We start from the raw sequence: 21,814 nt of genomic DNA, 5'->3' as shown, positions 1-21,814 counted from the left end.
TTATGCGATACAAATGATTTCGGTAGCAAACCTGCAATGCTGAATACTATTCAGATCCAAATCTTTAATTCAATGCAGGCTGTTTTTTAATAACATATATCAGTGAGCCTATCTTTAATAACTCAGATATCACAAGCAGAGAAATATTAACTGTTAATCCACTCCACTCGAATCTATTCGCGATCACAGGAAAGAGAGGTAAAGAAAACCGAAATGTGAATATGCGTAAAACTTCAATCGCTAGTGCGAATTTGGCTGCATAGGGTTTCTTCGTGAAGAACAAGTAAGCCGAAAAAAGCAGCATCAAAGGCATTAACGTGTAAACAAGGTAGTAAGTCCCCTTTAGCGTGCCGTCTACCCCATCAAACCACATGAGAATAAACATTACAGTGAGATTCACCAGCGCTAAAGCCCAATCTTCTCCCAGAAATCGCCATGAATCAATGGCATAATATGCCGCCCCGATGATATCCATGACGCCCCAGAAGTAGAATATTTTTTCTTTCGCAATCATGTTAATCCCGTAGACGATTTTGATACCGGGGAGTTCGCTCTCCCACCAATTAACTGGCACCTCTTAAACTGCGTTCGTCTTCTGATTTTTTCATTACAAATACCAAAGAATAGATCTTTAAAAACTCAGACAACAAAAACAACCCCAGGTTTAGCCAAACATTCGAAACGCCGAACACGCTTACTAACATTGGAAATAGTGACACTGAACATCTGAATGAGATGAGACGAAAAACCTCCTGAACCAGTGCAAATTTAATTGCGCACGTTTTTCTTTTAAAGAAAAACCAGGCCGATACAAAAAGTGAAAGTAAAAGCATCAGATCTAAAATGAAAAAGAGCGTCACCAGTCCGCCCCCTGAAACATTATTCGGCAGACCACTAAAGGCCATAACATCGGAAATAAACGGAATTCTATCCTGCCGAAATGCATTAATGCAGTAAAGTAATACGGCCAGAACATCCATAAATCCCCAGAAATACCATAACTTATTTTTTAAATTCATAATCTTCTTCACTTACTCCTGGGATCCAATGCCAAGATTTACCGCCAATAGCCCAGGCATCATCCCCTTCCTGATACTTTTGGTAAATAGAGCGCTTTTCTCCATAATGTCTGATCACAGACTGCTCAGAGAGCAATGCGCGCGAAGTGCTATCCAAATCTGCGGGTAAAGGAGTCCATTGTTGTATTTTGTCACGTGAGGTATTCATATAATCTTTACCGTCCGATCCAAAAACACGCCCCTCATCCCCCATACTCGTCAATCGATTTATCGCCATTACCAGAACATTTTTTGTGCCATGATAATCATTGTCTACCGTTTTCCAAAAGCCCGGACCATAGCGAGGCGTTGAGGGAACAAACGCATCTCTCGTTGGAGCAGGTTTTCCGAACAGAGCGACATTATTACGATAACGCTCCATGACATAATTTATAAAAGCAGAGTTATAAAGCGCTTCATCAACACAAAATAACTCTCCTGATTCTGAAATGAAAAAAGGATAGGTAGCCTTTGTACGTTGCCGCTGGTCAATTAACACCACCGCACCCGAGTCAATTAAGCGCTCTATCTTATTAAGATTTTGCGCATAAAGCGGATCAAAAACCGCGTTCGGATTAAATTCGTAGCGGTGTCGTAACGTCAACCCCTCTATGCTGTGAAAAGGATTAGATGCACCGCGAACCACAACAAACTCACGTCCTACATCGCCCCGTGCATAAACAGGAGAGACAATCTTTTCAAATTCCTTTGGGTGAAGCCTCTGGTTTCGAAGATCGAATACTTCCATAATATCTCCTGTTTATATACTTATGGATTCACCAGCCAGGTGCCAGGCTTCGCAATATCCAGCGTCTGGGTACGGGTTCTTCCATTCCCTTCCAGTTCAATTCTGATCTCACCCGCCGGCAATTTCAGCGATGCATAACCGTTGGTCGCCGGACGCAGCGCTTTTGTCTCGCCGTTCACTTTCAACGTCTCGCCATCAAGAATGCGAATGTAAACCAGAGCAATCGGGCTGGCTTCAACCGGTGGCGGGCTCGGTTGCGCGGTCTCAGGCGTTGCAGCTGGCTCGCTCACCTTCTCGGTTTCCGGTTTTACGTCAGGCGCGTTAGATGCGGTTTCCGTCGGGCGAGACGCTTCCGGCGCTTGTGCAGCCTGCTCCGGCGCATCATGGCCGCCGCTAAACAGCATCGCTCCGGCGACAACACCCACCAGCACACCTGCGGCAACCATCCCAGGGATCTTGTAGCGACGCCAGTCGAGTACAGAAGCCGGTTTTTCCTCTTCCACCGGAACCAGCATCGTGCCAGGTTTTTTCGCCGTCAGTACGTCGTTGATACCGGCGACCGGCATCTCAATCAGCGCGGCGAACTCGTCGATTGACTGCGGACGGTCTTCCATGTGCAGCGACAGCGCGCGGTCAATGGCCTGCAGCAGTGGAATGGAATAGCCCTGCGGCATCAACTCGACCAGCGGTTTGCAGGTGTCCTGGATCGAACGCACCACGCTGACTGGCGGCGGTGATCCCACGATTAGCGTACGCAACACCGCGCCGAGGGCATAAATATCTGTCCACGGGCCCTGCTCGCTTTCGTTGTCGTCGGTGTACTGCTCAATCGGCGCAAAACCCGGGCGCAACATGGTTTCCGTTTCGTCAGAAAGGTTACCAATGGTGCGACGTGCGGAGCCGAAATCGAGCAGCACCGGCAGACCGTTCTCCTGAATTTGAATGTTATCCAGGGAGATGTCGCGGTGCAGATAGCCCTCGTCATGGATGGTCTTAATCGCGCCAAACAGCATCGGCAGTGTACGACGGATCCAGGCCTCGTTAATCAGCTCCGGCTTTTCTTCACGCAGGCGAGAAAGCGTGGTACCGCTGTAAAACAGCGTCCCCATATAGGCCGTGTCGTTTTGTACCCAGAAACGCAGGACGTGCAGCAGGTTCGGGTGGTTAAAACGCGCCAGCAGACGGGCTTCCTGAATAAAGCTGTTCAGGCCTGCGGAAAAGGCTTTGCCAAAGCGCTCACTGCGCAGCACGAGGGTCATGTCGTCGCCACGCACGGCGAGCGAAGAAGGCATAAATTCTTTGATAGCGATAGTGCGTTCGAGCTGGTGATCCCACGCGCGATAGACGATGCCAAATCCGCCGCCGCCGATCACCTCTTTGATTTCAAACTCGTTGAAGCGATACCCGACCGGGAGCGCGTTTGGAACAGTCCGATTGTTATCATTATCCGTCATCTTTTACAGTTCTCTTGATGATTATTACGCGGCAAACTGACAGTGAAACTCGCCCTGCTCGCAGGTGACATGCAGACGTCGGTACTGCTCGTCGCTGCGGCTGGCGGTAAGTAAGATCTGGCTCATCTGAGGCAGCAGGGTGTTGGTCAGGATAGCGTCCACCATGCGACCACCAGACTCCACCTCGGTACAGCGCTGAACAATTTGTTCCACCACACTGTCGTCAAACTCAGAAATAATGCTGTGATTCTCTTCCAGACGACGCTGAATGCGCTTGAGCTGCAGGCGAACAATCAACCCCAGCATCTCGTCACTGAGCGGGTAGTACGGCACCACCAGCAGGCGGCCCAGCAGCGCTGGCGGGAATACTTCCAGCAGTGGCTGGCGAAGCGCGCCGCTCAGGGCGTCTGGTTCCGGCATCAGATCCGGATCGGCACACATGGCGCTGATCAGATCGGTGCCAACGTTAGACGTCAGAATAATTATGGTGTTACGGAAATCAATGTGGCGTCCCTCGCCGTCTTCCATCCAGCCTTTGTCGAAGACCTGGAAGAAAATCTCATGTACGTCCGGGTGCGCTTTTTCAATTTCGTCCAGCAGCACCACGCTATACGGGCGGCGGCGTACGGCCTCGGTTAACACTCCGCCTTCACCATACCCTACGTATCCCGGAGGCGCACCTTTTAAGGTGGAAACGGTGTGCGCTTCCTGAAACTCACTCATGTTGATGGTAATAACATTCTGCTCGCCGCCATACAGCGATTCCGCAAGCGCCAGTGCGGTTTCGGTTTTACCGACGCCAGACGGGCCACACAGCATAAAGACACCGACCGGTTTGTTCGGGTCGTCGAGTTTCGCCCGTGAGGTTTTGACGCGGCGGGCAATGAGATCCAGACCATGACGCTGGCCAATAACGCGCTGGTTGAGCGTGTCGGCGAGGTTCAGCACCGCGTCGATCTCGTTTTTCACCATCCGCCCCAGCGGGATGCCGGTCCAGTCGGAGACCACTGCAGCGACCACGTTTTCATCCACCGCCGCGAACAGCAGCGGTTCATCACCCTGCAAGGCATTCAGCGCATGTTGCTGTTCCGCCAGTTGGCGGCGAAGCTCAACGGTATCGTCGTCGCCTGCTGCAAACAGCGCGGCACGCAGGCGGATAATCTCCTGCACCAGGTTGCGTTCCTCTTCCCAACGCTGGGCCAGGGTTTCGCGTTTTGTTTCATACGCGTCGCGATCTGCAAGTAATGCCGTGACGCGATCGACGTCACCGGCCCCCACGCGGGCTTCGCGTTCCGCTATCTCTATTTCCACGTCCAGCGCGGCAAGATGGCGCAGGCAGTCTTCCAGCTGCGCAGGTGGTGCGCTCTGGCTGACCGCGACGCGGGCACAGGCGGTATCAAGCAATGCAACAGCTTTGTCCGGTAGCTGACGCGCCGGAATGTAGCGATGCGACAGCTTCACCGCCGCGCTGACCGCTTCGTCCAGCAACAGGACCTGGTGATGGGTCTCCAGCGGCGAGACGGTGCTGCGCAGCATCAGAATGGCTTTGGCTTCATCCGGCTCGTGAACCTGAACTGTCTGGAAACGGCGGGTCAGCGCCGGATCTTTCTCAATGTATTTTTTGTACTCTGCCCAGGTCGTGGCCCCAATGGTACGCAGTTGCCCGCGAGCCAGGGCAGGCTTCAGCAGGTTTGCCGCATCACCGGTCCCCTGCTGGCCACCTGCGCCAATCAGAGTGTGGATCTCATCAATGAACAGAATGATCGGCGTAGCGCTGGACTGCACTTCATTGATTAATGCCTGCAGACGTGCTTCGAACTCACCTTTCATGCCTGCACCGGCCTGTAGCATGCCGATATCCAGCAGCCAGAGTTGAATATTTTGCAGCGGTTCCGGCACATCGCCGTCGGCGATACGCAACGCCAGTCCTTCCACTACCGCCGTTTTCCCGACCCCGGCTTCTCCGGTCAGCAGCGGGTTGTTCTGGCGACGGCGCATCAGAATGTCGACCATCTGGCGGATCTCTTCATCACGCCCGACCACCGGGTCAATTTTCCCTTCACGGGCACGCGCAGTCAGGTCCTGACCATATTGGGCCAGCGTGCCCTGTGCAGCCGGTACTGCACCTGCTGGCACATCCGCTGCGGCAGCTGCCTGCTGCGTCTCTTTGCTGTTGGCGCAAATAGCGTCGAACTGCTCAATCAGCACCTCGACATTCAGACGAGTAAACTGCGCAGAGATGCTTTTCAGCACGTTAGCCAGATTCCAGGTTTTCAGTATGCCGATCAGCAAATGCCCGCCACGAATACGGCTGACGCCAAACTTCAGCGAGCCGAACACCCAGGCGCGTTCCACAGCGCTGTCAATATGTTCAGAGAGATCGGAAACGGAACTCGCGCCGCGCGGAAGTGCGTCCAGCGCGGCCACGATATCACGCGTCAGTTGCTGTTCGTCGAGACCAAAGTGGCGGATGACCTGCTGCAGATCACCGTCCTGCTGCTGCATCAACTGATGCAGCCAGTGCACCAGCTCAACATAGGGGTTGCCGCGCAGCTTGCAGAACGCAGTGGCGCTTTCCAGAGAGGTAAATAACAGCGTATCCAGTTTGCCGAAAAGCACGGCACGGCTAATTTCTGACATGTTAGTTTCCATTAACAATAATTCGGTATACGGAAGGATTACCGCTCTGCGCGATACACCAGGTCGCCACGCGGGACAGGCTGCGGCTGAAGTCCCAGCCAGGTGTTATAGCCTAATCGCCCGGCGCTGCCGAGCGTGGTGCCCTGTACCGCATCTTCACGCAGGATCACCCGTGTTTCCCATTCAAACTCCACCCCAAGATACTGACGCACCCAGTCACGCAGCTCGGTGACCCACGCTTCGCCCGGCAGAAAACGGTTGTACTCCTCCGCGCTCAACGGGCCAATGTCGATGCGAAACTTGTGCTGCACATCGCGGACGGCGACACCGAGAAACGCAGATTCGCCCATACGTGGCAAACGACGTCCTTCGCCTAACTGTGCCTGCTCACGCGGTGAAAGCGGCATCCACTGCGGCACGTTGCTTACCAGTTTGACCGGCGCTTTAAAATAGTTGCGCAGGATCTTCTCCAGCCCCTCGGGATCCCGCCCGTGACGGGCCAGGTGCCCGGCGTGGGTAAAGCGTGCATGCGAGCTCAGGCTGCCTTTTTCCATCTGGCCCGGCTGCCCCATGCCAATCAGCGACGCCAGATACCCCTCAAAGCGCTTGTTATCGGCACGGTCCAGAGAGACCGCAGGCTGCGCATCCGCCCACGCGCGATAAAACAGCAGCGTCAGACGATGATGGAACAGATCGGCAAACGCACTCAGGCTGGTGTCCTGATGATGATGAATACGCTCGCGGGCGTACTCGGTCATGTGTACCGGCAGCGGGCCATTAGGGCCAAACAGACCGAAGCTGAGGATAGACACCTCATGCAGCCCGCTTTCCTCCCGCAGGCCGACTTGTGCCACCGTCGACGGCGCAAAACTCATCGACGGCTGCTGACCGATGCGTAACGGCTCAAACTTTGGCAGTGGCGCGCGTCCCAGCGGGTAGCGCTCGCCGCCCTGAGCATCAATACGCCTTAAGAGCTGGAATAGATCGTAGCGCCACGGGGTCTCGCGAACGCCATGCCAGAACGTATCCGGCAGTGGCGTCAGACGCTGGACACGCAGCGGTGCGACAGCAACATCACTCATAGCAGCGCCCTTTTACCCATCCGCGGCGCCCAGTAGCCGATCTCGCCGCGCTGCTGACTTTGCAGGGTGAACTCAGTGAAGCTGTTGATCGACACCAGCCGGGCAAACAGGCGCTCCAGCACGCTGCCAAAAAGCCAGGGGCTGGCACCGGAAAACGCCCGCTCATCCACCGTCAGGGTAATACCGATCCCACGGGCGAAAACGACCGGACCGGGTTCAGGAACACGACGGTGAACGGGTTCCAGCACGCAGTGACGAACCCCTTCAACCTGACGCGCAACGGGCGTTTCTGCCAGGTTGGCATACAGCCCTAACAGCTGACGCAACGCAGCCGCGCCCTCTTCATTTTCGCTGTCCATCAGGCTGAGGTAGTTCATCTGCAACTGACTGATAAGCCGCCAGGTACTGAACCCTTCTGCCAGTGCCGGACGCGGTGGCGTTGGGCCTTTACGCAAGGTCAGGGATTTCACCGGCATGGAGTCGGCCATAATGAACTGCCCGAGCTCCTGCTGCAGCATCAGCGGCAGATCACGGCTGGTGCACAACACCTCGGCAGAGATGTAGCGCAGGTTTTCCTGCCAGGGTGCATGCTGTTCATCCACCAGCGAAACAAAAACCTCCGAGCCGATATAGCCGGTACGAGTGCCGTACCGCAGAGCATGTTCTGAGAGCACGCGCTGTTCCCGGCGCTGAGAAAAATAGGCACCGTAATTGCCTGCATCGCCGCTCCAGGTGCTCCAGAAAGGACGAAACGTCTGGTCGTCACGCTGGCCATCGACACTGCCGAAGATTTTTTTCACCGCGTAAATTTCATAATCCAGCGGACGAATGTTATCCACCACCAGATGGTATTCATGCTGACCGTCGTTGAGCTTTTGCCGCGCCGCCACTTTCGGGAACAGGTTGATCACCGGCGTACAGTGCAGCGCCAGATGACTGGCATCAACGACGCGCTCCAGTTGCTCATCCGACTTATCCAGCAGAATGAAAATATCAAAGGCTTTTTCGTTTTCACAACGCTGAATCAGCTTGCTCAGACCGCTGAGGCTGATGAAGCGGAAGCGGGCCGGAAACGCGAAATACTCCTGCAGCAAGCGATAACCGTCAAAGTTACGCAGATCGTCCGGGAGCAGCGCCTGATCCGGTTCAAAGCCCTCCTGACGCAAAGCATCAGACGCCAGCACTTGTCGCTGCGGCTGCGGGCTGACCGTCTGACAGACGATCCCGGCGTGGTGCTCCATCACCAACTCCAGCAGCTTCAGCGCTTCAATGTCAGGACCACCGAGGAAAAATTCCAGACGGTCGAAATCCAGGTGGCCGAGGTTTTGCGGGCCGTCGCAGGCGATGCGGATCCGCAAAGCGCTGTTGATCCCCCGTTGGCTCAGGCCCAGTTGCGCCAGTGGCAGGTCAGCAGGCACCCCGCCCAGTTCGACTTTCTCGATTTTCAGCGGCAGCAGGTTGACCTCGTGCGCAGTGGTATAGCTGCAGGTCACGCCGGTTTTTTTCAGCGCCAGGCTGTCCATCATAGTGCCGCGCGGCACGATAAAGCCTTTGCTCAGGTCACCCCGGCTACTGTCAGGCTGGATTTCAGCAATCGCCATTGAGGGGGTCGGGGCGAGATAGTTCGGCGCAATCATCTCCAGCAGGCGCTGAGAGAAACGCGGAAACTCCGCATCCATTTTCATCTGCACGCGGGACGTCAGGAAGGCAAAGCCCTCCATCAGACGTTCGGTGTACGGGTCCGCAACCTCGATGCCACGCATGCCCAGTCGTCCGGCGACTTTAGGGTAGCGTTCTGCAAATTCGGCCCCCATTTCACGCAGGTAGGCCAGTTCACGGTTGTAGTATTCGAGCAGTTTACTTTCCATGATTACCCCGCATCTTTCAGTTCAAAATGGCCGTTTTCCAGATCGACATCGGTGCGAAACAGAAACTCCAGCGGGTATGGCACACACCACAAACGCCCTTTGATTTCGATGGACAGCACATTGTGCAGATCCAGCGAGGAGGTATCCGATACGCAGCGAACCTGCAGCCCTTGCGGCAAAATACGTGGTTCAAAATTGATAATGGCCTCAGTGAGCTTGCGCTGAATGTCATGCCATTCGATATCCGACATTCGCTTCCCGGCCAGCGGCGCAACACCAAAGTTGATCACCGAGCGGTTGACGTGTGGCAACGCACTCAAATCACCGGACGCATCATGGTTAATAGTGTTAAACAGCCACTGCAGATCCCGCAGGACACTGCGACGCAGCGCAGCGTGGGTGATCAGATTGCTGTTGGCCGACTCGCGTTTTTTTTCCGGGTCGTTATCGGTGAGGCGATCCAGCAGTGAGGGCTGCATTTTATCGCGCGCCCCCACCTTCTCCTGCTTGCTACGGGCTTGCCAGCCGCTGCGCAGCAGATCGCCCTCACCCGCAGGATTACTCATGGGCTCCATCCGTTGCAAACGTCACAAGGTTCAGCGACAGCAGCGGGCTTTCGCTTTGCTCGCTCAGCCAGGACTTCTGTCCCATCCCGGCATAGAGCGTGCCGTCTTTGTCGAGCGGTAACCATTCGGTGGTTCGCCCCAGCTTGACGGCATCAGAGGCATCGGCCGTGAAAGGATATCGCGCCGGGATCTGGCACACCTGTTCCGTACCGTCGGTCAGACGCACCAGCGCATGACGCCAGACGAGATCGGTAACGCTGGCCGGAGCCTGGAAGCGGATCTCCGCGATGGCGCTAAACGGCAGCCAGAAATAGCGACCGTTCACAATGGTTTCGCACACCGGACCGAGACGGGCATCGCCATCCATCAGCCAGTCAAACGTCTGTGTTTCCTCGTTTTCGAAAGTGATGTGTCCCGGGTTTGCCTGCGCCTGTTCAAGGGCGTCCAGACGCAGTACGGCTGCTTGTTCGCCTTCTTCGCTCAGCGCCGCAGCAAGCGTGGTCAACCACGGCCACTGGGTTTCAGGCATGGCCGGGCGCGCTTGTCCCGCCATTACCTGCGCACGTAGCAACTCGCCCTGGATTGACTGCTCCAGCAGCGTAACCGTTGGCTTTGCCTGAGGTTTCAGCGCCAGCCAGCTTTTCAGTTGGGTCAGCGCACGCGTCCAGTTGCCGCTGAGGGTTAAAAACTGCACGAACGCGGCGCGGAGATCGGCATCTGCCGGACGGGCTTTGATCTCTGCTTCAAGACGCGCCAGCGCATCGTTGAGCGACTCACCCGCCAGGTGTTGATAGAGCGTATTCATGGCCATTCCTTAATTCGCCGCGCGCCACGCACCGACTGCCGGGTCGCGCAGTTGAGGACGCAGGGTATCAATCAGAACGATATTCACCGGGGTGCCTGGGGCAACCCATGCGCTCCAGGTTTTTTTCACTGCCGCAATACGTGCCTGTAGTTTTGCATCGTCGCTGGCGGTTTCACGGGAAATCTCCACCGCTACGGTGCCGTTACTCTTCCAGCTATTGAGGGTGTCGTCGTAAGGCAGGATCATCCAGCTCTGGTCGCTGTTTGGGGTGCTGAATACCATGCGCTCTTTGTTGACGGAGGTGATCAGCGCGTTTTCAGGGTTGGCGCTTTGATTCAGCCCCATTACCGGGAAGCCATGAATGTACGTCACCGCCATCTCTTTCTGTCCGCCGTTACGGGACTGTGAGATGACGGCGTGTCCGCTCAGCCAGCTCCCGTTACCGCAGCGGGTGGTGTCAGTATCCGGAATAAACAGCGCCGGTGCTGAGGAGCCACCTTCCCAGAAGGTGCGCAGGTGGCAACCATCCTGAAGGGTAAATTCCTGCCACGGAGTGCGGTCGGCGGCAGCAGTTTGGGTGGCGACATTCTGGTCCGGCGGCACTAACGCACCGCTGGCAGGGGTTGCGGTTACGGTCGCTGCTGGGGCGCTCTGCTCCTGCTTCACCACCAGAGCCCAATCCTGCGCTTTACCTGCTGTGCCCTGTGCCAGTGTGGTGCCCGCCGGATCGTTAAGCGTCCAGTTGAGCTTATTCACTTTGCTGCACTGGTGTTCCAGCAGAGAACCAAGACGCGGCACAAAGTTCTCCAGAACGGAAACGTCTTTCTTGCCGTTCGCCACAATACGCAGGGCCACCTCTGGCTTACACCAGCTCTGCGGCGTATTGTCTTTGATGTTGTCGATCCAGATATCCAGCTTCTGCGCAGGTGACTGCACAATGCGGAAATTCTCAGCCTGCGCGGTGGAAGCCACCGTCAGAAGTGCCAAACCCGATAGCCAAAGTTTCATATCGTTCCTTGTGTGTCTAATCAGTTCCGCAGGGAAGAAATTGTGCTGCGTCAGAGAGTGTGTGCAGCAATGTGGTGTCCTGAGGGTTGCCCATCCATACCGCCAGGGCGGTATAGTTATCCTGCGCATTCCCCTCCTGCTCGCCATTCTTTTGAATGATTTGGTTCATTAAGGTCAACCATTCTTGCGGTGTGTTGACCATGTGAAGCGATTGTTTCATCTGCTCTTCGCTGACGCCATGCCAGAAACCGTCTGTGCAGAGTAAAAAGGCATCGCCATCTTCAACCTGTACCACGTCGCTGTAGCTCGCTTCCGGTCCACCGTTTTCAATCCCCAGCGCCAGATACAGCAGGTTGCTGTTCAGGTCGTCGGTCTGGTGTCCGGCATCTTTCATCTGTTGCACCAGGCTGTGGTCGGTGGTGACATGCCACAACCAGCCCCGACGAAACAGATACAGGCGGCTGTCTCCGGCGTGCGCCCAATACGCCAGACCGTAATCCCTGTCAATAAACAGGCTGACCAGCGTCGTGCCCATCCGGCGATAATCCTGTACCGCCTGCTGTTCACTGAGAATGGTGCGGTTCGCCGTTTTCACATAGTCACGTATATGCTGCGCGTTGAGGTGCTTGTCGCCATCGAAGCGGGAGATAATACTGTTGCGGGCCAGTTCAGCGGCAACGTCACCACCCGGCAGGCCCGCGATGCCGTCACAGACGACAAAGCAGGCTGAACGTTCCCCAATGGTTTCTCCCGTCTGATCCTGGTTGCTGGCGCGCGTCCCCTGGCGGGAGAGAGAAGCCGTTGCGATATTCATTTGTCTTCCGATCCGCTCTGTGAGTCTTTGTACTGATTCACCTCCATGTCATATGCATGAAGGAAGGCTTCGCCGAACAGAGTATGGAAGTCATCCTCAATCTCGCCGGCCGTCTCGCCATAGCTGCGGACAAAATAGTCCCACAGGGCGGCTTTGCGGCTGCCCGGTAGCGCCAGACGGGAGGTCATCCCGTTCTGCTTCGCCTGCTCTTCCAGCTGTTCCGGATTAAAGGACTGCAGCATCGCGGCAATAATGGCGCGGATACCGGAGATCATACCCAACTGATGCGCCTGCAAATCGATCAGCGCGTCGCGCACGGATTTTGTTGGCGGCATAAACCCCGGCATCGGGGTGCCGAACATCTGGATCAGTACGGTTTTGCCGGTCGGCAACAGCTTGAACGGGTTGTTGGCATCGTCCAGCACCATGGTCATATCGGCTTTCACGCCGCGCTTGAGGATGGAGCGCGAGGAGAGCAGCGCCACGGTTCCCTGAGAGAACATACCCAGAATCTGCCCCAGTTGACGCATATTTTCACGGTCAAACTGCGGCACCGGCTGCATTTCACTCAGGCCCATGCCTTCCAGCAGCGCCTCCAGCAGTTCGCCCTGCAGCACCTCGCCTTTCTCACCATTGTTTACCGTGGCGGTTGGGGAGGCAGTGTTATTGACTGGATCGATACGCAGACGGCCCTTAGGGGCCTGAGCGCTACTGCGCGCCACAGCCTGCGGCGTAGGCATCGTGAAGCCTGCATAATCTGGTCGCGCGGGCTCTTCTTCTGCACGCGGTGCTTCCTGCGGCTCAGGGGCAAACAACGGAGACTCAGCCAGCACGTTGTTTTCCTGCTCAGGTTCAGGTACTGGCTGATTGTCGATGATCTCATCCGGATGGGTTAACGGCGTGCCGCCCATCAGCCCGAGTGGGTCATCATTACGTGCAGCTGGCGCGCTGGCCTTGCCACCAAACAGGGCCAGCGGATCGAGTTCATCCGTCGCCTCTTCTTCTGGTGCAGGTTTACTCTCTACCGGCGGCACCAGTGTTGACGGGGTGACGTCATCGAAGATGCTCTCTTTTTTGAACAACGCTTCATCGCTGAACAGCGTGTCCGGATCGACATTCTTACGCTCAAGCTTAGGATCGCTGTCGTTGAACATCGCCAGCGGATCTTCAGCGTTACGCTCCGGGGCCGCAGGCTGGGAGAAGGGATCGTGCGAAGCTGCAGGCTGCGGTTTTGTGCGGTTGCTGGAGATACTGTCGGAGATAGAGAACTCCTGCATCAGGTTATCCCAGATTTCCGTTGGCACAGCTGTCGGCCCTGCTTTCACTCGTGGCGCTGCACTCACAGGCTTCGGTTGCGGAGCGGGTGCGGGTGCGACAGTCGGACGCGCCTGCTGCTGCATGCTGGCCGCCATACGGCTCACGGGCTGCGTGTCGTGGATCAGCTCAGTCACTTCGAGGCGGTAGTCATCGATACCGAGAATGTCGCCATCCTGCAGTTCAACCTGACGCCCCCGCTCCAGCGGAATGTCATTTAATACCACGCGGGTGACGCTGCCACGGTTGGTCACGCGGCATTCACCCTGGGCGTCAACGTGAACAATGGCCTGCAGACGAGAGATAGTGCGGTCATTATCCGGCAACACCAGGTTGTTATCCGTACCGCGCCCAATGGTGCCGCCCGGGGCGTAAAAATCACAGCTGCTTTGTGGCGGCTGATGACCAGGTTTTGTAGAAATAATCGTGAATCGCATGGCGTATTCCTGCTGGTATGATTAGCGCTCAAACGCTGCCGCTCTCGAGGGTGAAAACGGCGGCGTTTGGGGGTTAATGCAAAGGTAAGTTTAAATATTGAGCATCATTTGAAACGGTACTTTTATCGCCCAGTAGCAACTAGCACAATTAACAATAACATTAAAAACACGACAAATACTGTTAATTTATGAAACGTTGTAATCCACGGCAAACGGTATATTGAAAGTATAAACTCTCCTGCTTCAGGAGAGATTTGCATTGTATTACCTGATTTTATCGGCTTGCAGGCAATTATTTTTCTCATTAAGAATACACGATGTGCAAAGCCAGGTAATCCAAGCTGTTCATAAAAAAGATAATCATTTATATCTAAGTATTGCTTACTACTCAGAAGGTGAAATGCTTTTTTAAGCTCCTGAGAGTGTTTCCGATAAAAGTAAACGTATAAAACTAAAGAAATAAACAAACCTAAAAATACAAAAGAAAGCAGTATCAGGCGCATTTACTCACCCCCCGAAAAATCAATCGCATGATGTAACTATAGTAAGCACATCATTCCCCACTGAATATTAAGCTACCGTTCTGCTCGCCAACATACCCACCTACTTTCGTACTTCCTACAGCTCAAGCAGCTTTGATTAACGCTCAAACGCTGGCATTCTCGAGGGGGAAAACAGCGGCGTTTGAGAAAGAGAATATCAAAAAACTATTTAATAAAGGTTATAAAATATAATCCAACCATGAGCCATAGAGTGAATATCAACGCCTGTAATTTATAACGGCGATGTAGCTTTAGTATCCAGCCAATTTTTTCTTCCGGTAACGACTGTACGTATTTATAAGCTTCTTCCTGCACAAGCCTTTCATGAGTGAACTTCATTCTAACGCCTTTGTAAAGACGTACAAACCAGATTATTTTTTGATAATTGGCCAACGAACCCAAAAAAGAAGCGTAGTTTGTTACAAGATCCAGATCATATCCTTTGCGTCGGTAATCAGAAAGTAACTGATTATAATCAGCCTCGTGTTTTTTGAAGTCACGAGAATTGAACAGATCCATAACCACAACAATAAGAAATAAAGCCACAATAAGGAATAATAGTAAACTCTCTATATTCACCATAACTTACTACCACGAGAGGATTTATATTTTATTAATACCAGCCAAGACTAAAAGTAGTATAAAAACAGCCGCCGTGAATTTTATTTTTTTGTCATAAGAATAAACCCAGGAGAGCTCAGAATCGGACAAAATGTTATGGCACGAATGGGAATGAAGCATTCGAGAATTGGTTAGTTTAACGGCCCTACTCCGTAACAGTCTGGATAATATTGTGACACGAAAACCAAAACCCCAGAACCCCAAACCTTCCCAAAGTTGATAGTCCTCTTTCCTTAATAACCCAATCTGCATTAATGAATTATATACTTTCGATACTTCACTTGAGTGCTTTCTATAATCAATATAGATAGTCACAGCCAGGGTCAAAAAAAGAATAAAAAGAAAAATCACAAAAATAGAGAAAATATCATTAACAACCACATTCATTTCCTGCCGTACCTATGTTTACTCTGCAGAAGATGCTGCTTACTTACTCAATTTTAATGAGCGATGCCACCCCATTTTTATCTTTATTAAATATAAAACGTGCAGCATAACGTTTAGAATTATTATCCCTTATCACCTTGACCACAACATCATATTCCCCAGTCTGCCAGTCAACTTTTTTCCAGCTAATGCATTCGCCAGAGATTAGGCTCCCTAATGGAGAAGATGTATGGGGTGAAAAAACTGTTTCCCATTGTTCACCGACACGTTTCATTACCGAAGGTTCGTAAATGAATAGTGTTTCTCTGGATTTCAAATCCCCCGGGATACCAAAACAGGGAACGTCGTTTACTAACGTAACCGTAAGATTCTCATACTGTGCAGGATGCGAGATGCAAGCACTACACAATAATGCAATCGATACGACACTTATCACTCGTAACATGATTAACCCGAAGCAGAACCTGGATCACGCATCATGGCCGGGGATATCCCCGGCCATAGATGAACAATTACGCTTCTTTGTTCTCTTTGATGTTCCAGCCAGCGCTGCTTTCAGCACCTTTACCACCAGAAGTGGTCTGCTCCCAGTACTGCTGTTTCACTTTCGCAGCCTGGAATGCATAGGTCACACCAACGGTATCGCCGTTATCTGCACCGGTGTACTGAACAGACGTTACCAGAACGTCTTCCAGTGTGATGCGGGAGTATTCTACCTGCTGGCCACCGGCTTTACAGACGGACAGCTCAACTTTGGTCAGGTGTTTACCGCTGGCGCAGTGTTTCAGGATTGCTGTAGTGGATTTGTCAATCAGAGCGTTAACGTGCAGATCGTTAAAGTTAACTTTACCGGCACCGCCGCCACCGCCGACGCTCATATTACCTGGCTGGGAAGCGCCCCAGGAGAAGGAGGTAATATCAGTCCAGCCGGTGTGGTTAGAATCTTTAGATTCGCCCGTAACACCCTCGACCTTCAGAAACATATCAATAGCCATAATATCTACTCTTCGTGGATGAACAATATTGCTTTCGAAAAAGCACTTATATGGCAAACAGGAAAGCATGGGGCTGAATAAAACCGTCCATATTTTACCTCTGCCTCATATCAAACGACTCATGTCATTTGACAGTCTTACACTCCCCCTGAATGAACGGAAAGAATGTGAAGTCTTTTACTACTCTGGGTTATCCTGGATCCAGCTACGGTCAGGATCGCCAATGATGACTTGCGGAATCAGTTTGTTCAGTTCGTCGCTATGATAAAGACGTAGACAGTTTAAGGTTACGCCTTTGACATCGGGTTTTCGCTCTGAATGAAAACCATTAATTTGATTTTTATATTTTTCGATGAGGGCATTCACTTTATCCGTGCCATTTTCAGCATCAAAAGGTATCCACTCAATAAATGCGCTCGCACTTCGGGCCGCATCAGCAGAAAACTGGCTGCCTTTATCTGCCACCTGAGCAAGACAGCGCGCCAGAACTAAATCTTTTAAAACCTGCCGATATGTTTGCTGCTGATAAAAATCTACGTGTGGGTTATCACCGTGGGCAGAAAAACATAAGCAAGTGAGCAAAATAAATGCTGTCTTTAGATACCTGAATGAAATTATTTTAATTCCCAAAACCAGATTTCCTGACAGTACGGAAAGCAATCGGAGTTACATATAAACGAGTTATTACTCAGAGGCTCGATAAGGTCGATATGCCCACCGCCATACCCATCAATTTTATTGAAGAAAACAACACCTTTTCGACCCAACATTGCGCGCGCACCCGCCTCGCGGTCGGCAAATATTTCTGCCTTACCAAATACATGGGATTTATACAGTTGATCGGCAAGTAATTTTGCGCCAGGTTCGATTGTTTTTCCTTTATAGGGACCCGACTTTATGGGTAAACGACCTGTGAATTCAACATTACATTTTAACAATGCCAGACTCATTCTTACCGCGCAGGTATTTTCGTATGCCGGTTGCTGCTTGATAATTGTTGAATAATCATAGCCAATTTCTGAGAAGACCTGTTCACCCGAGGCAAAACCCGCGCGCGTATGATTTGAAGAGTAATGCTGACGTTTTAGTTGTTCGTATAATGGTCTCATTTATCACTCTCCTTTTTGCACGGGCGTAATTCTTTCATTCCGTCAATGATGATTTTTGAAGCGCGTTCATCGCCTTGCTGTTTCGATAAGTTCGCAAAACGAGAATAGAGAAACTCATGTAGAGTATTTGGCAAAAAAGGCCTGCCGTTGCACCATGCAGTGCCCTCAGACGCGTCGACTACGCCGAGAAGATACATATTTGCCTTGATGCGTTCACGTTCATTCGTTTTCGACAGCCAGGCTTTAGCGAAACGATCTGCACTCAAATTTAAATCGTATCCCGTTAACAACATCGGATCGCGTTGGAAGTTTGATGTGTCATCCTGAGGCAATGCTTCAGCTTGTGGGTATTTATAATTTCCAGCGTCCGCGCTTGCCAGAGTAGAAACTGCCAGCAAACTGGTTGCGATCAAAAGTATATGTTTCACCGTATATCCTTATTCACTGACAGAAATTAGCTAAGCTCTTTACGTTCAAATGGCCGGCTCCTTCGAGCCGGCAATCATCATCACGCGTCTTTCGTCTTCAGCGACGGCAGTTTAGACACCAGACGCAGGGACACAGTCAGACCCTCCAGCTGGTAGTGTGGACGCAGGAAGAACTTCGCGGCGTAGTAGCCCGGGTTGTCTTCGATTTCCTGCACCTGCACTTCCGCAGCCGCCAGCGGCTTACGGGACTTGGTCTCCTGGGAGGAGTTAGCCGGGTCACCGTCCACGTAGTTCATGACCCAGTCGTTCAGCCAGCGCTCCATCTCTTCGCGCTCGCGGAAAGAGCCGATTTTGTCGCGCACGATGCACTTCAGGTAGTGCGCAAAACGGCAGCAGGCGAACAGATACGGCAGGCGTGATGCCAGACGCGCATTGGCGGTGGCATCCGGGTCGTGGTACTCGGCCGGTTTCTGCAGAGACTGCGCGCCGATGAAGGCCGCAAAGTCGGAGTTTTTGCGGTGAACCAGTGGCATAAAGCCGTTTTTCGCCAGCTCGGCTTCACGACGATCGCTGATGGCGATCTCAGTCGGACATTTCATATCCACGCCGCCATCATCGCTCGGGAAGGTGTGGCATGGCAGGTTTTCTACCGCCCCGCCAGACTCCACGCCGCGAATCGAGGTGCACCAGCCGTACTCTTTGAAGGAGCGGTTGATGTTGGCAGCCATCGCATACGCCGCGTTCGCCCAGGAGTAGCTGTTATGGTTCGCGCCGTCGGTCTGCTCTTCAAAGTCAAAGCTGTCGACCGGATTAGTGCGAATGCCGTACGGCAGACGTGACAGGAAGCGTGGCATCACCAGACCCAGATAGCGGGCATCTTCAGATTCACGCAGTGAACGCCAGGCGGCGTATTCGGTGTTCTGGAAGATCTTGGTCAGGTCGCGCGGGTTAGCCAGCTCCTGCCAGGATTCCATCTGCATCACGCCCGGTGCGGTACCGGTGATAAACGGACAGTGCGCCGCAGAGCCGATACGCGCCATTTCACCCAGCAGCTCAACGTCCTGCGGGCTGTGGTCGAAGTAGTAGTCACCCACGATGCAGCCAAACGGCTCACCACCAAACTGACCGTACTCCTGCTCGTAGATTTTCTTGAAGATCGGGCTCTGGTCCCAGCCCACGCCTTTATAGCGTTTCAGGGTGCGACCCAGCTCCTGCTTGGAGATGCTCATAAAGCGGATCTTCAGCATCTCGTCGGTTTCAGTGTTGTTCACCAGGTAGCTCAGACCGCGCCAGGCGCTTTCCAGTTTCTGAAACTCGTCGTGGTGAATGATCTGGTTCACCTGCTGAGACAGCTGTTCATCGATACCAGCAATCAGGTTCTGGATGGTGCGATAGGTGTCGTTCGAGAAGGTGACGGTATTTTCCAACGCCTGCTGCGCCAGAGTTTTGACCGCGCTTTCTACAGCGGAACGCGCCTGATCGGTTTTAGGACGGAACTCTTTGTTCAGCAGCGCGCTGAATTCATCCTGGCTGAACGCCTGACCCGCCTGCTGTTCATGTTGTTGAGTCTGGTTGCTCATCGATTATTCCTCGCTACCTTTCGCACTTTCGTCATTTTTCGGCAACTGGCTCAGAGATTTGAGCAGCGTCGGATCCTGGAGAATTTTCGCGATCAGCTCTTCCGCGCCGTTTTTACCGTCCATATAGGTCAGCAGGTTAGAGAGCTGTGTACGGGCTTCCAGCAGCTTGTTCAGCGGTTCAACCTTACGGGCCACTGCATCTGGCAGGAAGTCGTCCATGCTGTCGAAGGTCAGATCGACATTGAGCTTACCTTCGCCGGTCAGGGTGTTATCCACCTGGAACGCCACACGCGGCTTAAGTGCCTTCATGCGTTCGTCAAAGTTGTCGATATCGATTTCAAGGAATTTACGCTCGTCGACGGCCGGCAGGTTTTCCACCGGTTTGCCGACCAGATCGGCCATGACGCCCATTACAAACGGCAGCTGAATTTTACGTTCTGCACCGTAGATCTCTACGTCGTACTCAATCTGCACGCGGGGGGCACGGTTACGTGCGATGAATTTCTGCCCACTGTTACTCATTGCCATGATGTTCTCCATCAAAGATGCGCGGTGAAGTTGAAACGGCAGGCTCCATGCCTGTCGTCATAATGCCTGGACGCGTTATTCGCGGCGTCCAAAGATGTTTTCCAGTTGGTTAACGCCGTCCGGCGCCAGGTCGCGAATAATGTCCATAAAGTTGAGTTCTGACAGCCGCTGTACCCGTTCAATCATCAGCGGCGCAGGGTGACTCGGTTCGTACTGCGCAAAATACTGCTTCGCTTTTTCCAGCATCAGCTGCGCATCGGCGCGGCTGGTGACCTGCACACTGCGCCAGTCGGTGACCTGCTGAGCAGGCTGCGCTGCCACCTGTTGCTGCTCAGTATGTTGTTCAGCCTGCGCTTCACGGTTTGGCAGCAACTTGCTGATGTCGGTCACCTGACAAGCTCCGGCGACCAGCCCCACGGTTTTCAGCAACTGCTCCATTTCGGGTACGCCGCTTTCACCGAGATGCCCGGTGAGAAGCTCGCGAATCGCCTGCAGTCGTTCGTGAATGACGATAACCGCGGCGGTACCTGGCTGGTCGCCGCGAGCCAGTTCGTCAATCAGTCGTGGACGACCACCCGGATAATCCGGACATTCGGTCTTGCTGCCATCCAGCAGCGCCTGGGCATCCCGGAGCGAAATTTCATCGCCGTTTGAACGCAGCAGCGAAGCGTTACGCACGGCGACGGTGAGGTCAGATTTATCGCTCAGCGCGGCCAGAGCGTTAATGCGATAGAACGGATCAGTTTCGCCGTACTCTTCCAGCAGCGGATAAAGCGGCTCCCAGTAACGACTGATAGCCTCCTGCACCAGTAATAACCCGTCTGCGTAACCTGCCAGGCCGCGACGGCGGGTCCAGGCATGCGTGAGTGCCAGCAGTACGCGAAGATCTTTGGTGCGGGTCAGCAGGCTGGTGGCGAACTTTTCTACCGTGTTCCAGTCAGCAGGCTCTGCCGGGATAATGGTGTCGCCAAACTGCTGTTCTGCTTTCCCCTGACTGGCCTGATTCATGATCTGGAAGTCGGCGTCGTACTCCAGGTTTTCGCCGCAGGGTTTGTCGGGGCTTATTGGCGCGAGAAATTCTTCGATATTCATGAGTTCCCTGCTTATTCAAACATGGGCGGATAGAGACCGTGACGGCCCGGGCGGGCGCCCCCTGCAGGGTCGAACAGCAGAGTGAAAAGCTGCCCGGTAAAGTTACCGCTGTGCACGTGGGTGTACAGCGGATAACCATCGCAGCGGTTAGTCCACCAGTAGCTGGTCTGGCGCAGCGGATCAAAGCACTCCGCGGCCTGGGGCCAGCCCAGCGTGTTCTGACCGTCCTCGTCATAACCAATCACATCAAGGATGTCAGAACGCTTTTGCGGCTCGACAGGCTGCGGCGCCGGAATGGTCATCAGCATCTCATCCAGCTGCGAGGCGGAAAAACTGTTGCGCACCGCGTGCAAACCCAGACGCCCAATCTGCTGATACCAGCTTTCAGCCTGGCTGAGCAGGCTCGTCGACCACTCTGTCGGGGCGAAGCTCAGTTGAATACAAACCGGGTATTGTCGACCAACACTGTCACGACCGGGCAGCAGACAGCCCATCTGGATCATCTGGCTACCCAGCATCGGGGGGACAACAAAATTCCAGACCGGTGCTTTATTGAACTGGCGCTCGCCGCTGCGCTGCTCTTCCTGCTGCCAGGCCAGCAGGCCGACCTGAAACCAGTGTGACCACTGGCGCTGTAGGGTGTCAGGAAAGCGACGCTGCAAAAAATCTCCGGCGCTGGGTAACTTGCCATACCAGCTGTAGCGGTTCATCGCAGAGGTATTCGTCATACGGCTGTCC

The 21,814-nt window shown here is 53.5% G+C and carries 23 protein-coding genes; all 23 read right to left on the bottom strand.

What is annotated here, in order from left to right; translation table 11 throughout:
* Positions 1 to 64 precede the first annotated feature (64 nt).
* The 23 genes from V6E55_RS01055 to tagF all read right to left on the bottom strand — a co-directional run bounded on the left by V6E55_RS01055 (position 65) and on the right by tagF (position 21,804).
* Entirely contained in the window at positions 65 to 514 is a 450-nt protein-coding gene (locus V6E55_RS01055; protein WP_316941957.1) for a hypothetical protein, read from the bottom strand.
* 49 nt (positions 515 to 563) lie between these two features.
* Positions 564 to 1,031: a hypothetical protein gene (locus V6E55_RS01050; protein ID WP_316941956.1), complete on the bottom strand. Its 468-nt coding sequence runs from the start codon at positions 1,029 to 1,031 to the stop codon at positions 564 to 566.
* On the bottom strand, positions 1,003 to 1,806 hold the full coding sequence (locus V6E55_RS01045; protein ID WP_316941955.1) for a hypothetical protein: 804 nt from the start codon (positions 1,804 to 1,806) through the stop codon (positions 1,003 to 1,005). The genes V6E55_RS01050 and V6E55_RS01045 overlap by 29 nt, the downstream gene beginning before the upstream one ends.
* Before the next feature lie 20 nt (positions 1,807 to 1,826).
* Positions 1,827 to 3,260 (bottom strand): serine/threonine protein kinase, encoded by a 1,434-nt coding sequence (locus tag V6E55_RS01040; RefSeq protein WP_114976971.1) that lies wholly within the window; start codon positions 3,258 to 3,260, stop codon positions 1,827 to 1,829.
* A gap of 24 nt (positions 3,261 to 3,284) precedes the next feature.
* Positions 3,285 to 5,900, bottom strand: coding sequence for a type VI secretion system ATPase TssH (gene tssH / locus V6E55_RS01035; RefSeq protein ID WP_236921034.1), 2,616 nt, complete (start codon positions 5,898 to 5,900; stop codon positions 3,285 to 3,287).
* Between the two features lie 38 nt (positions 5,901 to 5,938).
* On the bottom strand, positions 5,939 to 6,982 hold the full coding sequence (gene tssG / locus V6E55_RS01030) for a type VI secretion system baseplate subunit TssG (protein ID WP_316941954.1): 1,044 nt from the start codon (positions 6,980 to 6,982) through the stop codon (positions 5,939 to 5,941).
* Entirely contained in the window at positions 6,979 to 8,850 is a 1,872-nt protein-coding gene (gene tssF / locus V6E55_RS01025) for a type VI secretion system baseplate subunit TssF (protein WP_316941953.1), read from the bottom strand. Before tssF ends, tssG begins: the two co-directional genes overlap by 4 nt.
* A 2-nt stretch (positions 8,851 to 8,852) precedes the next feature.
* The gene (gene tssE / locus V6E55_RS01020; RefSeq protein WP_129995588.1) at positions 8,853 to 9,416 is read right to left on the bottom strand and encodes a type VI secretion system baseplate subunit TssE; all 564 of its coding nucleotides are present in this window, start codon (positions 9,414 to 9,416) and stop codon (positions 8,853 to 8,855) included.
* The gene (locus tag V6E55_RS01015) at positions 9,409 to 10,221 is read right to left on the bottom strand and encodes a type VI secretion system accessory protein TagJ (RefSeq protein ID WP_316941952.1); all 813 of its coding nucleotides are present in this window, start codon (positions 10,219 to 10,221) and stop codon (positions 9,409 to 9,411) included. The genes tssE and V6E55_RS01015 overlap by 8 nt, the downstream gene beginning before the upstream one ends.
* A 9-nt stretch (positions 10,222 to 10,230) precedes the next feature.
* A complete protein-coding gene (locus tag V6E55_RS01010; protein WP_316941951.1) occupies positions 10,231 to 11,229 on the bottom strand; it encodes a hypothetical protein in 999 nt (332 codons plus the stop codon).
* Positions 11,230 to 11,245: 16 nt separating this feature from the next.
* The gene (locus V6E55_RS01005; protein ID WP_114976964.1) at positions 11,246 to 12,043 is read right to left on the bottom strand and encodes a PP2C family protein-serine/threonine phosphatase; all 798 of its coding nucleotides are present in this window, start codon (positions 12,041 to 12,043) and stop codon (positions 11,246 to 11,248) included.
* A complete protein-coding gene (gene tagH, locus V6E55_RS01000) occupies positions 12,040 to 13,794 on the bottom strand; it encodes a type VI secretion system-associated FHA domain protein TagH (RefSeq protein ID WP_316941950.1) in 1,755 nt (584 codons plus the stop codon). The genes V6E55_RS01005 and tagH overlap by 4 nt, the downstream gene beginning before the upstream one ends.
* 122 nt (positions 13,795 to 13,916) lie before the next feature.
* Positions 13,917 to 14,297 (bottom strand): hypothetical protein, encoded by a 381-nt coding sequence (locus V6E55_RS00995; protein ID WP_129995584.1) that lies wholly within the window; start codon positions 14,295 to 14,297, stop codon positions 13,917 to 13,919.
* A gap of 204 nt (positions 14,298 to 14,501) precedes the next feature.
* Positions 14,502 to 14,918 carry a hypothetical protein gene (locus V6E55_RS00990; protein WP_129995583.1) on the bottom strand — a complete coding sequence of 139 codons (417 nt, stop codon included), beginning with the start codon at positions 14,916 to 14,918 and terminating at the stop codon, positions 14,502 to 14,504.
* Positions 14,919 to 15,387: 469 nt separating this feature from the next.
* A complete protein-coding gene (locus tag V6E55_RS00985; protein WP_332637095.1) occupies positions 15,388 to 15,789 on the bottom strand; it encodes a putative T6SS immunity periplasmic lipoprotein in 402 nt (133 codons plus the stop codon).
* A gap of 67 nt (positions 15,790 to 15,856) precedes the next feature.
* Positions 15,857 to 16,339: an Hcp family type VI secretion system effector gene (locus V6E55_RS00980; protein WP_008502640.1), complete on the bottom strand. Its 483-nt coding sequence runs from the start codon at positions 16,337 to 16,339 to the stop codon at positions 15,857 to 15,859.
* A gap of 180 nt (positions 16,340 to 16,519) precedes the next feature.
* Positions 16,520 to 16,969 carry a T6SS amidase immunity protein Tai4 family protein gene (locus tag V6E55_RS00975; protein ID WP_410493430.1) on the bottom strand — a complete coding sequence of 150 codons (450 nt, stop codon included), beginning with the start codon at positions 16,967 to 16,969 and terminating at the stop codon, positions 16,520 to 16,522.
* Positions 16,954 to 17,448: a T6SS effector amidase Tae4 family protein gene (locus V6E55_RS00970; protein WP_316941949.1), complete on the bottom strand. Its 495-nt coding sequence runs from the start codon at positions 17,446 to 17,448 to the stop codon at positions 16,954 to 16,956. The genes V6E55_RS00975 and V6E55_RS00970 overlap by 16 nt, the downstream gene beginning before the upstream one ends.
* Positions 17,445 to 17,876, bottom strand: a complete 432-nt coding sequence (locus V6E55_RS00965; protein ID WP_114976959.1) for a Rap1a/Tai family immunity protein — start codon at positions 17,874 to 17,876, stop codon at positions 17,445 to 17,447. The genes V6E55_RS00970 and V6E55_RS00965 overlap by 4 nt, the downstream gene beginning before the upstream one ends.
* An 80-nt stretch (positions 17,877 to 17,956) precedes the next feature.
* The gene (gene tssC, locus V6E55_RS00960; RefSeq protein WP_028018712.1) at positions 17,957 to 19,456 is read right to left on the bottom strand and encodes a type VI secretion system contractile sheath large subunit; all 1,500 of its coding nucleotides are present in this window, start codon (positions 19,454 to 19,456) and stop codon (positions 17,957 to 17,959) included.
* A 3-nt stretch (positions 19,457 to 19,459) separates the two neighbouring features.
* Positions 19,460 to 19,984: a type VI secretion system contractile sheath small subunit gene (tssB, locus tag V6E55_RS00955; RefSeq protein ID WP_008502644.1), complete on the bottom strand. Its 525-nt coding sequence runs from the start codon at positions 19,982 to 19,984 to the stop codon at positions 19,460 to 19,462.
* A 75-nt stretch (positions 19,985 to 20,059) separates the two neighbouring features.
* Entirely contained in the window at positions 20,060 to 21,076 is a 1,017-nt protein-coding gene (gene tssA, locus V6E55_RS00950; RefSeq protein ID WP_316941948.1) for a type VI secretion system protein TssA, read from the bottom strand.
* An 11-nt stretch (positions 21,077 to 21,087) separates the two neighbouring features.
* A complete protein-coding gene (gene tagF / locus V6E55_RS00945) occupies positions 21,088 to 21,804 on the bottom strand; it encodes a type VI secretion system-associated protein TagF (RefSeq protein WP_114976956.1) in 717 nt (238 codons plus the stop codon).
* Positions 21,805 to 21,814: the final 10 nt, after the last annotated feature.

The sequence above is a fragment of the Enterobacter sp. 342 genome (assembly GCF_036663495.1).
Taxonomy (GTDB): Bacteria; Pseudomonadota; Gammaproteobacteria; order Enterobacterales; family Enterobacteriaceae; genus Enterobacter.
Note: the sequence above shows the minus strand (reverse complement) of the source record. Positions and strands in the feature narration are given on the sequence as shown.

Excerpts from the sequence above, each read along its gene's own strand:
- V6E55_RS01055 (WP_316941957.1), bottom strand. The coding sequence starts at position 514 with ATGATTGCGAAAGAAAAAATATTCTACTTCTGGGGCGTCATGGATATC.
- V6E55_RS01045 (WP_316941955.1), bottom strand. The coding sequence starts at position 1,806 with ATGGAAGTATTCGATCTTCGAAACCAGAGGCTTCACCCAAAGGAATTT.
- V6E55_RS01040 (WP_114976971.1), bottom strand. The coding sequence starts at position 3,260 with ATGACGGATAATGATAACAATCGGACTGTTCCAAACGCGCTCCCGGTC.
- tssH (WP_236921034.1), bottom strand. The coding sequence starts at position 5,900 with ATGTCAGAAATTAGCCGTGCCGTGCTTTTCGGCAAACTGGATACGCTG.
- tssG (WP_316941954.1), bottom strand. The coding sequence starts at position 6,982 with ATGAGTGATGTTGCTGTCGCACCGCTGCGTGTCCAGCGTCTGACGCCA.
- tssF (WP_316941953.1), bottom strand. The coding sequence starts at position 8,850 with ATGGAAAGTAAACTGCTCGAATACTACAACCGTGAACTGGCCTACCTG.
- tssE (WP_129995588.1), bottom strand. The coding sequence starts at position 9,416 with ATGAGTAATCCTGCGGGTGAGGGCGATCTGCTGCGCAGCGGCTGGCAA.
- V6E55_RS01015 (WP_316941952.1), bottom strand. The coding sequence starts at position 10,221 with ATGAATACGCTCTATCAACACCTGGCGGGTGAGTCGCTCAACGATGCG.
- V6E55_RS01010 (WP_316941951.1), bottom strand. The coding sequence starts at position 11,229 with ATGAAACTTTGGCTATCGGGTTTGGCACTTCTGACGGTGGCTTCCACC.
- V6E55_RS01005 (WP_114976964.1), bottom strand. The coding sequence starts at position 12,043 with ATGAATATCGCAACGGCTTCTCTCTCCCGCCAGGGGACGCGCGCCAGC.
- tagH (WP_316941950.1), bottom strand. The coding sequence starts at position 13,794 with ATGCGATTCACGATTATTTCTACAAAACCTGGTCATCAGCCGCCACAA.
- V6E55_RS00995 (WP_129995584.1), bottom strand. The coding sequence starts at position 14,297 with ATGCGCCTGATACTGCTTTCTTTTGTATTTTTAGGTTTGTTTATTTCT.
- V6E55_RS00990 (WP_129995583.1), bottom strand. The coding sequence starts at position 14,918 with ATGGTGAATATAGAGAGTTTACTATTATTCCTTATTGTGGCTTTATTT.
- V6E55_RS00985 (WP_332637095.1), bottom strand. The coding sequence starts at position 15,789 with ATGTTACGAGTGATAAGTGTCGTATCGATTGCATTATTGTGTAGTGCT.
- V6E55_RS00980 (WP_008502640.1), bottom strand. The coding sequence starts at position 16,339 with ATGGCTATTGATATGTTTCTGAAGGTCGAGGGTGTTACGGGCGAATCT.
- V6E55_RS00970 (WP_316941949.1), bottom strand. The coding sequence starts at position 17,448 with ATGAGACCATTATACGAACAACTAAAACGTCAGCATTACTCTTCAAAT.
- tssC (WP_028018712.1), bottom strand. The coding sequence starts at position 19,456 with ATGAGCAACCAGACTCAACAACATGAACAGCAGGCGGGTCAGGCGTTC.
- tssB (WP_008502644.1), bottom strand. The coding sequence starts at position 19,984 with ATGGCAATGAGTAACAGTGGGCAGAAATTCATCGCACGTAACCGTGCC.
- tssA (WP_316941948.1), bottom strand. The coding sequence starts at position 21,076 with ATGAATATCGAAGAATTTCTCGCGCCAATAAGCCCCGACAAACCCTGC.
- tagF (WP_114976956.1), bottom strand. The coding sequence starts at position 21,804 with ATGACGAATACCTCTGCGATGAACCGCTACAGCTGGTATGGCAAGTTA.